Below are 7,907 nucleotides of genomic sequence, written 5' to 3'. Positions count from 1 at the left end.
CTTACTGGTGCGGAGCCGGTAGCTTTCCCCGTTCATCTCAAGCAGGTGCACGTGGTGGGTCAGACGATCCAGAAGCGCCCCGGTCAGGCGCTCCGAGCCGAACACGGCCGTCCACTCGTCAAACGGCAAGTTGCTCGTGACGATCATTGATCCGCGCTCGTAGCGCTGGCTGAAGACCTCAAACAGAAGCTCTGCCCCGGACGGCGACAGCGGCACATAGCCCAACTCGTCGACAATCAGCAGCTTGTAGCCGGCCAGCTGTCGCTTCAGGCGGAGCAAACGCCGCTCGTCGCGCGCCTCCAAAAGTTCATGGACCAGTGCCGCCGCGGTCGTGAAGCCGACGGCCAGACCTTTCTGGCAGGCTGCCAAACCGAGCCCAAGGGCAATGTGGGTTTTGCCCGTGCCACTGTTGCCAAGTGCAATGACGTTCTCGCGTCGCTCAATGTAGCTGCAGCGGGACAGCTCCAGAACCAACATCTTGTTCAAGGACGGCATCACCCCGAAGTCGAAGCTGTCCAGGCTCTTCACGGCTGGAAAGCGGGCCTGGCGAATGCGCCGCTCGATCATCCGCCGCTCGCGCTCCAGCAGTTCCAGTTCGCTCAACCGCAACAGATAACCCGTGTGATCGACGCCCTCGGCGGCACACTGCCGAGCCAGCTTGTCGTACTCGCGCAAGAAGGTTGGCAGCTTCAGCGCCTTGAGATGATGCCCCAAGAGGACCTGGGGAACCTCACTCATGGCCAGGCCTCCCCCAGCAGCACCAGGTAGGCTTTCGCCGAGGTGGTCGCGACCGCAACACGAGGCAGATAGGGATAGACCGTCAGGTCGAGCTTCGCTGGGCGGTGCTCGAGGCGGCACAGCACCAGGTGCTTGACGGCATCGAAGCCGATCGCCCCCAGCCTGAGCGCCTCCCGCACAGCCGCGTGGACGTCCTCGAGCCGGAAGGTCTCCATCAGGCGCAAGACTTGGACGTATTCCCGCTTGCCGCCCTTGCCCATTCGGGCTTCCAGCAGGCGGCGCAGCGTCCCGAACTCGTCGGGCAGCGCCCAGCCCTGCAACGGCCTGGCTTGATCCAGCGCCCCGATCTTGTGCTCGATCAGTGCCAGGTAATGCAGGGGATCGAAGATGAAGTCCTCGCGCTCGTAGGAGCGTGGGTGGCGGGCGATGATCTCCGTCCCGCAGGCGATCACGACCTCTTCGACAAAGCCGCGCACCAGCACAGGCCGATGGCCATAGGCCGTCGGCACCGAGTAGTCGTTGCGGTCGTAGCGCACGAGCGACAGTGAGGAGACGCGCGCAGGCCTGCGATCGCAGGCGTCATAGGGGGCTCCTGGCAGGGCTTGCAGAGCCTCCAGATCGCGCTCCAGTCGCTCACCGATACTCTCAGCGTGCCCTCGCAGCCGGTCATCCAGCCGCGCCAGACAGCGCTGCTCGAGAGAGAGGTTCAGCGCGGCAAAGCTCGCAACCTCCGGGATGGGCACGAGGAAGTTGCGTCGGGCATAGCCAACCAAGCCCTCAACCTTGCCCTTGTCGTTGCCCTTGCCAGGTCGACCGAAGCGATCGAGGAACAGGTAATGCGATTGCAGTTCGGCAAAGCTGCGCGTGCGCTCGCGGCGGCCGTCGCCCAGGATCCGGACCACCGCCAATTTGGTGTTGTCATACAGGATCGAGATCGGCACCCCGCCGAGGTAGGCGAAGGCCGACGTGTGTCCGTCGAGAAAGGCTTCGCTGCGCTCGGCCGGATAGGCTTTGAGGAAGCAGGCATCCGAGTGCGGCAGGTCCAGGCAGAAGATGTGAATGACCTGACGCACGCCCCCAATCACCGCGACCGCCTCGCCGAAGTCGGCCTGAGCCTGGCCGGGGGGATGGGCGAGCGGGACAAACACCTCCTGGGTCCGGGCGCGTTGCTCGCGCACATAGTCCTTCACGATCGTGTAGCTGCTCGTGAAGCCGTGCTCGTCGCGCAGACGCTCATAAATCCGCTTGGCCGTGTGCCGCTGCTTCGAAGGTGACGCCCGATCCGTCGCCAGGATCTGATCGATGATCGGCGTGACTGGACCCAGCTTGGGGCGCGATGGCGGTTTGGAGCGCCGGTAGCCAGGCGGCACCGAGAAGCTCAGCATCTTGCGCACGGTCTTGGGATCAATGCCGAAGCGCCGCGCAGTCTCGCGCTGGCTCAGCCTCTCAATGCGGCATGCGTGGCGAACCCGCGCGTACAGATCCACAGGCTTCATCCCACCCGTCCGGCTGCTGACCTCAAAGCCGAACGATACGAGGGCGACGGAATTTTACTCCGCCGGAGCCGGCTACCTCATCCGGCCGGTCCTGTGAGGGATCTTCTCTCCGCCGATCTCACCGAGCGTAGCCTGACGACGGGCCCTGCCGCTTCAGCCGCTCGGCGATGGCTCTAAGGATCAAGAGCGCCGCCGGGATCGGAGACACCGAAGCCAGCCCTTATGCCTAACGAGGCGTAAACTTTAGAAATTTGCAACAGGCCCAACTTTGATTTGCTCAGCGGGTCTCTACGCCCCGATCATGAATGGGAATGCACCGTTCTCTACCGTACTATTAAATATCTGTGACTTGTGCTATTATGATAAACTATATAATCTTTCGAAGCAAAATTTATATTTGTTTATAAGAAATGCATTGCTGTCTAGCTTTGCGCCTAGCCTTTGACGTCTAAATTTAGTACGACAAGAAAAATGTAAGCTACACACCTGTAGCTCAAGAGTTATGTTGCAGTCGATGGCGCGCGGGCGGCCAGAGTTGTGCGCATGTATTGTTCGCTGTGCAGGGACTTGAACCCTTGCTGATGATGCAGAACAAGGCCTGACTTGACAGTAATATAACTGTAATGGAGGCTCACATGGCAACGTACACCTATATTACCCTCGAAATACCAGGCGCGACTCAGACATTCGCCGCCGGTATCAACAACTCCGCGCAAGTCGTTGGGTACGACAGCGACAGCAATGGCTTCAATCATGGGTTTGTGTACAGTGCCGGCAATTACACTGTCTTCGATGCTCCAAATTCTGCCTTCACCTTCCCCTTCAGCATCAATAATTCGGGACAGGTTGTAGGGTTTGGTCAAGGAGCTACGGGCAGCAATATATACGGATTCCTATACAGCTCCGGCAGCTTCATAAGCCTCAACCATACTGGAGGTCTTGGGAGTGAGGGTACAGATATAAATAATTCTGGGCAAGTCGTTGGGTATGATTTAGACAGTAACGCCAATATTCTGCATGGATTTCTGTACAGTGCTGGTAATTTCACCGCGGTGGATGTCCCAGGTGCTGCACGGACTGCTGCTCTCGGCATCAACGACGCAGGGCAAATCGTCGGCTATAGCTATGGTAGTGGCTCTATCGCGCATGGATTCCTGTACAGCTCCGGCAATTACACTAGCATCGATGCGCCAAATGCATCTGGAACGTTATTGCTTGATATTAACGAGTCAGGACAAATCGTTGGATATTACAGAGATAGTAATCAAGTTGATCATGGATTCTTATACAGCTCTGGCAATTTTACGCCTATTGATGTTCCCAACGGAATCGGCACTGTCGTCCAAGACATCAACAATTCCGGACAGATAGTCGGATACTACTCCGACAGTAACTTTGCTCAACATGGATTCATTTATAGCGGTGGAACTTATACCACACTCGATGTCCCAGGGCTTACTTTCACTACGGCGTCGAGCGTCAATGATGCTGGACAAGTTGCCGGGTGGGCCCAGGACAGCATCGGCTTCCAGCACGCCTTCATTGCGACGCTTGGGAGCCCGGTAAGCACGTCGCCAAAGGTGGTCAACGTCGTGGTCGATCCCACTGCGGGCAAGACGCTGGTCACCGGGACCGCGGAGGCGAACAGCACCGTCTCGCTGTTCGACGGCAGTCAGGCAGGCAACCCGCAAATCGGTCAGACGGTGGCCGATGCGAATGGAAGCTGGAGCTTGACGACTGGGGCGCCCGGCAGCGTAATTCATAGCTACACTGTGACGTCCGATGCGGCCGGCCATCACGGTATCTCGACGGGAGTGGCGCTGTACACGCCAGCCGCCAACAAGGCGCTAATCGGCGGCAGCGGTGATGATGTGCTGATCGGCCGACCTAACGACACGCTGACGGGGAACGGGGGGCACGACACGTTCGTGTTCAACCCGAGCTTCGGCAAGGAAACCGTTACTGACTTCCTACCCAACACTGACGTAGTGCAGTTCGACCATACGCTGTTTGCCGACTTTGCCGCGGTGCAGTCACACGCCAGTCAGATCGGGACTAATACGGTAATCACCTACAGTTCAGGGGATATCGTCACGCTCAAGAGTGTAGCACTCGCCGATCTCCACGCCAGTGACTTCCATTTCATCTGAGCGACACGGGACGTGACTTTGGCGGCCTGAGGAGACCTCGGCCGCCAATCTCTTAAGAGCATGGCCGGAACGCTCTCTTTCGCCATTGACCGTGCCTGGAGAAGCCGATCCTCAGTCCCGAACTGCTGTTGGATATTAAGAACCACAGGCTGCGTCATCTGCATTGCCTCACGGGGGATGCGCAGGCGATATGCGATGGCGTCAACGCTCTCGGGGTCGGCAAACTCAGGCACTGCTCTCACTCGGTGCTTGTTTCGGTCGTAACCGCAACGAGTGGCGTCCTTTCGAGGTGCGCACGAGACCCCGTGGAGGGCCGATTTTCGGTTCCATAAACGCGCTTACGCGAAGGGAAGCGCGCGTTATGCGAATGCAGCGGCCTCGCGTTCGATCTTTACGCTTGCAGGCGCCGGCCGTGGGGTGCAGCCTCGTCCTGCGCCCTGGCGCGACCAGGGTGGCAGGCACCGAGCCGCACGCGGCAAAGCTTCCCTATAAAAGCGTGGTGGCGGCCGGTGACCCTGCCTCTAAGGCCGGCGGCATCGCGAAGCGCTCGTTTCCATACTGGCCCTTACGCGACGGGAAACGGCTGCGCGGAACAGATTTTATGGAACCCGGACCTGGCCCCACCTCGCGCGCGAGACCCTGCCCGTTCTTTGCGCTTGCCGGCCCACCCCGCTGGGCTGAGCATCACCGTGCGCCCCACGCGCAATCCTCGGGGTGGCAGTCACCGGCCCGGCGCGTACCTCCTCATCTGACGATGCCGCAGTCGGTGATCCCGCTCCATAAAGGCGCTCACGCGAAGGAAGTCGCGCACGTTATGCGAACTCCGCGTGGCCTCGCGCGACGTGCTGGCGCGCAAAGTACCGGCAGCTTGGCTCCGCCTCGACGCGCCGAGCCCGTTTTGGCCCCTCACCAAGGGCTCGACCCGGCACCGCGGCGGCCTCGTGCTCCCGTATCGCTGGCCTTTGCTGCGTCTGATGCAGATGATGGCCAGCTATGCCGGTGACGCCGACTGAACTCGGAAGGCGTGAGACCCAGCTGCAACTCGCTCTGCCAACCGAGACTGTTGCACGGGTACCGCAGGGCGTAGCCTTCGTCCGCGAGCCGGGCGGCACCGGGATTGGCACGGCTTAGCCGCTCTCGTATCCGTACGGTCTCAACCATCGGCGGAAATGATGTCTGCGGCCCTCTCGTCCACTCCGTCGGTTCTTGAGCTGCTTGAGGCCGGGACCGTGAAACCAGAGGCGGTCACCAGCCTCGCTGAGACCTACCTCGCCGGCCCGGGCCTGCGCACTTACACGCTGGTGCTCGGCCTCGTTGTTGACGTTGCAGCGGCCATCCAGGCCTACCCGCTGGCCCGAGCCATGATGGGAAGCGCGCTCGCCTCATCCCGAGCCAAACGAGCAACGGTGGCAACGGCCATCCTGCTGGCCCAGCCGCAGAGGATATGAGCGAGCTGCCGCCCTGGCGCGAGGTCACGTCTGACGACTTCCTGCAGGCGAGCTACTGGGAGACGTCAGCCACGCAGAGGGCCCTGCTCCAAGCCAGGGACGCCGGCCAGTTGCGGCTGCGCGTCATCTTCCGCGAGAGCAAGGACCTGAAGTCCGGCTCAGGGCGCGATCCGCTCTGGCTGTTCGACTACCGTTTTGGTGAGCCCTCCCTCCTCAGGGACGCGGATGAGGTGGTGATCGAGACCCGCGACGGGCGACGGCATGTGGTCGAGAGAGCCGGGACACCCCTGACGATCCCGCTCGGACACTTGGACGCGCAGAAAGCCGAGGAAGGTAGGGAGGGTGAAGGTAGAGAGGGGGGTGACTGAGTAAGCTCAGCGGCAGCCGAAGTTCATTCGACGCCGCGAGCTATGAGGTGGCGTATCGTGGCCAGTGGGCCATCGGGATCGCGCGCACGGCCCCAGACGCCGGAAGTGGACGGGCAGCTTGTCTAAGCAGCGCCGGCATGGGGGGCCGGCTCCTCCGTCGAGATAGCGTCAATCGTGCGCTCAGTTGGCTCAGGGCCGCCATCGGCACGTTCAATGCGGATCTCCATATTCGTCGGCTCCATCTCGCCATAGGGGGTCGAGAAGGCGATCTCGGCCGCGTCTCGGCCGACGCCGATGCGCACAAGCCCGTCGAGATTGGCTTGGCGCGTCGCGTCGAACACCCACCAGCGCCCGTCGAGATAGGCCTCGAACACCGCGTGGAAGTCGCATGGCACGAGGCCGTAGGCGTAGCAGGAGACGAACCGGGCCGGGATGCCGAGCGCCCGGCAGAAGGCGGTGCCGAGATGCGCGAAGTCGCGGCAGACGCCGGCGCGGCGCAGGAGCGACTCGTCGGCCGTGGTCTGCTCGTCGCTCGATCCCGGCTGGTAGGCGAGGTTGTCATGGATCCAGTTGCAGATGGCGCTCACCCGCTGGTGGCCCTTGGCGAGGCCACCGAACTCGGCCTGCGCGAAGGGCGTGAGCCGGTCGGAGGAGACGAAACGGCTCGGCAGCAGGAAGGGCAGGATGTCGAGGGGCAACTCGGCAACCGGCGTTTCGCTGATGGTTGCCGGATCGGCACGGTGGACGGTCAGCTCGACTTCGGCAGTGTATTCCAGCGAAAACGGACCGGGAGCGACGTTCACTCCCAGATAGCGGTTCCGGAAGTCGGGGGCGACGTAGACCTCGCGCTTGAGATCGGGCGCAAGGGTCAGCACCTCGCTGACCACCTCCAAGCTCTTCAGCTTGGCGACCTCCACGTTGAAGATGAAGGTCGTGGGCGCCTTGACCTTGTAGCCCAGGCTGCAACCGAGGGCGAAGCGCATGCGAGCATCCTTCTTCAGCGATTTACGATGCTTCCCAATGCAAACGCTACGCCCGCCTACCCGGAAGGCGTCGGCTGCACCCCGCAATTGTCTCACAGGTGTGCCTCAGCAGACATTTCGAGATGAGCCAGAGGTGCGCACCACGACGCTTACGGATTGAGCGTTATGGATCGAAGCGCTCGACTGGTGCGGGGCACGAGGCGCGGCGCGCTCACTGACTAGGCGGCTCTGGCAGCGCGCAGGTCCAGGTATCCCGGATCGAACTCCGCGAAGGCTTTCAGCCGCGGCACGTCGGGGATGGTCAGCACGGACTTGCTCCAGACGATCAGATCGCCCGCCCGTAACGCCTGCAGCACGCGGTTGATGTGGATCAGCGAGATGCCGAGCGCATCCGCCAGATCCGTCTGCGAGATCGCCAGCTCGAAGCTGTTCTCGCCCGCGAGGCCTACCGCCTGAAGGCAGACCAGCAACTCGCAGAAATGGTGGGCCAAGCGCCTGTCCGCTGGCCGGCTGTCGTTCACCAGCCACTCGCGGGCTCGGCTCAGCTCCATCAGGGTGAGCCAGCGCATCGCGCGGTCAATGCCGGGATGCGTCTCAATCAGCTCGGTGAGTCTTGCGCGCGGGATTGATCCTCCCCCGTTTTTGTGGACACGGAGGTTACGTTGCCCAGCGCTGCTCGGCCTGCTCAGGCGTACGGTACCCGAGGGCTGAGTGGAGGCGCTGT

The 7,907-nt window shown here is 61.7% G+C and carries 8 protein-coding genes; 4 read left to right on the top strand and 4 right to left on the bottom strand.

Annotated elements, in window-relative coordinates; translation table 11 throughout:
- A partial coding sequence (istB, locus tag WDW90_RS32885; RefSeq protein ID WP_336491839.1) for an IS21-like element helper ATPase IstB occupies positions 1-738 on the bottom strand: 738 nt, incomplete at its 3' end.
- Entirely contained in the window at positions 735-2,234 is a 1,500-nt protein-coding gene (istA, locus tag WDW90_RS32880) for an IS21 family transposase (protein WP_336491838.1), read from the bottom strand. The genes istB and istA, both read right to left, overlap by 4 nt.
- 635 nt (positions 2,235-2,869) lie before the next feature.
- Between istA and WDW90_RS32875 the strand changes: the two genes are divergently transcribed.
- The 4 genes from WDW90_RS32875 (at position 2,870) to WDW90_RS32860 (ending at position 6,200) form a co-directional block, all read left to right on the top strand.
- Positions 2,870-4,384 (top strand): hypothetical protein, encoded by a 1,515-nt coding sequence (locus WDW90_RS32875; RefSeq protein ID WP_336491837.1) that lies wholly within the window; start codon positions 2,870-2,872, stop codon positions 4,382-4,384.
- A gap of 827 nt (positions 4,385-5,211) precedes the next feature.
- Positions 5,212-5,397, top strand: coding sequence for a hypothetical protein (locus WDW90_RS32870; protein WP_336491835.1), 186 nt, complete (start codon positions 5,212-5,214; stop codon positions 5,395-5,397).
- 216 nt (positions 5,398-5,613) lie between these two features.
- Positions 5,614-5,832 carry a hypothetical protein gene (locus WDW90_RS32865; protein WP_336491833.1) on the top strand — a complete coding sequence of 73 codons (219 nt, stop codon included), beginning with the start codon at positions 5,614-5,616 and terminating at the stop codon, positions 5,830-5,832.
- The gene (locus WDW90_RS32860) at positions 5,829-6,200 is read left to right on the top strand and encodes a hypothetical protein (RefSeq protein ID WP_336491832.1); all 372 of its coding nucleotides are present in this window, start codon (positions 5,829-5,831) and stop codon (positions 6,198-6,200) included. The genes WDW90_RS32865 and WDW90_RS32860 overlap by 4 nt, the downstream gene beginning before the upstream one ends.
- A gap of 122 nt (positions 6,201-6,322) precedes the next feature.
- Here the strand turns inward: WDW90_RS32860 and WDW90_RS32855 are convergent, their stop codons facing one another.
- Both WDW90_RS32855 and WDW90_RS32850 read right to left on the bottom strand, forming a co-directional pair.
- Positions 6,323-7,183, bottom strand: a complete 861-nt coding sequence (locus tag WDW90_RS32855; RefSeq protein ID WP_336491831.1) for a transglutaminase-like domain-containing protein — start codon at positions 7,181-7,183, stop codon at positions 6,323-6,325.
- A gap of 218 nt (positions 7,184-7,401) precedes the next feature.
- Positions 7,402-7,907, bottom strand: a 506-nt coding sequence (locus WDW90_RS32850; RefSeq protein ID WP_336491830.1) for a Crp/Fnr family transcriptional regulator, incomplete at its 5' end; no start/stop codon positions are given.

This window comes from Methylobacterium nigriterrae (assembly GCF_037106235.1).
Classification (GTDB): domain Bacteria; phylum Pseudomonadota; class Alphaproteobacteria; order Rhizobiales; family Beijerinckiaceae; genus Methylobacterium; species Methylobacterium nigriterrae.
This window is presented reverse-complemented; position numbering and strand designations above follow the sequence as displayed.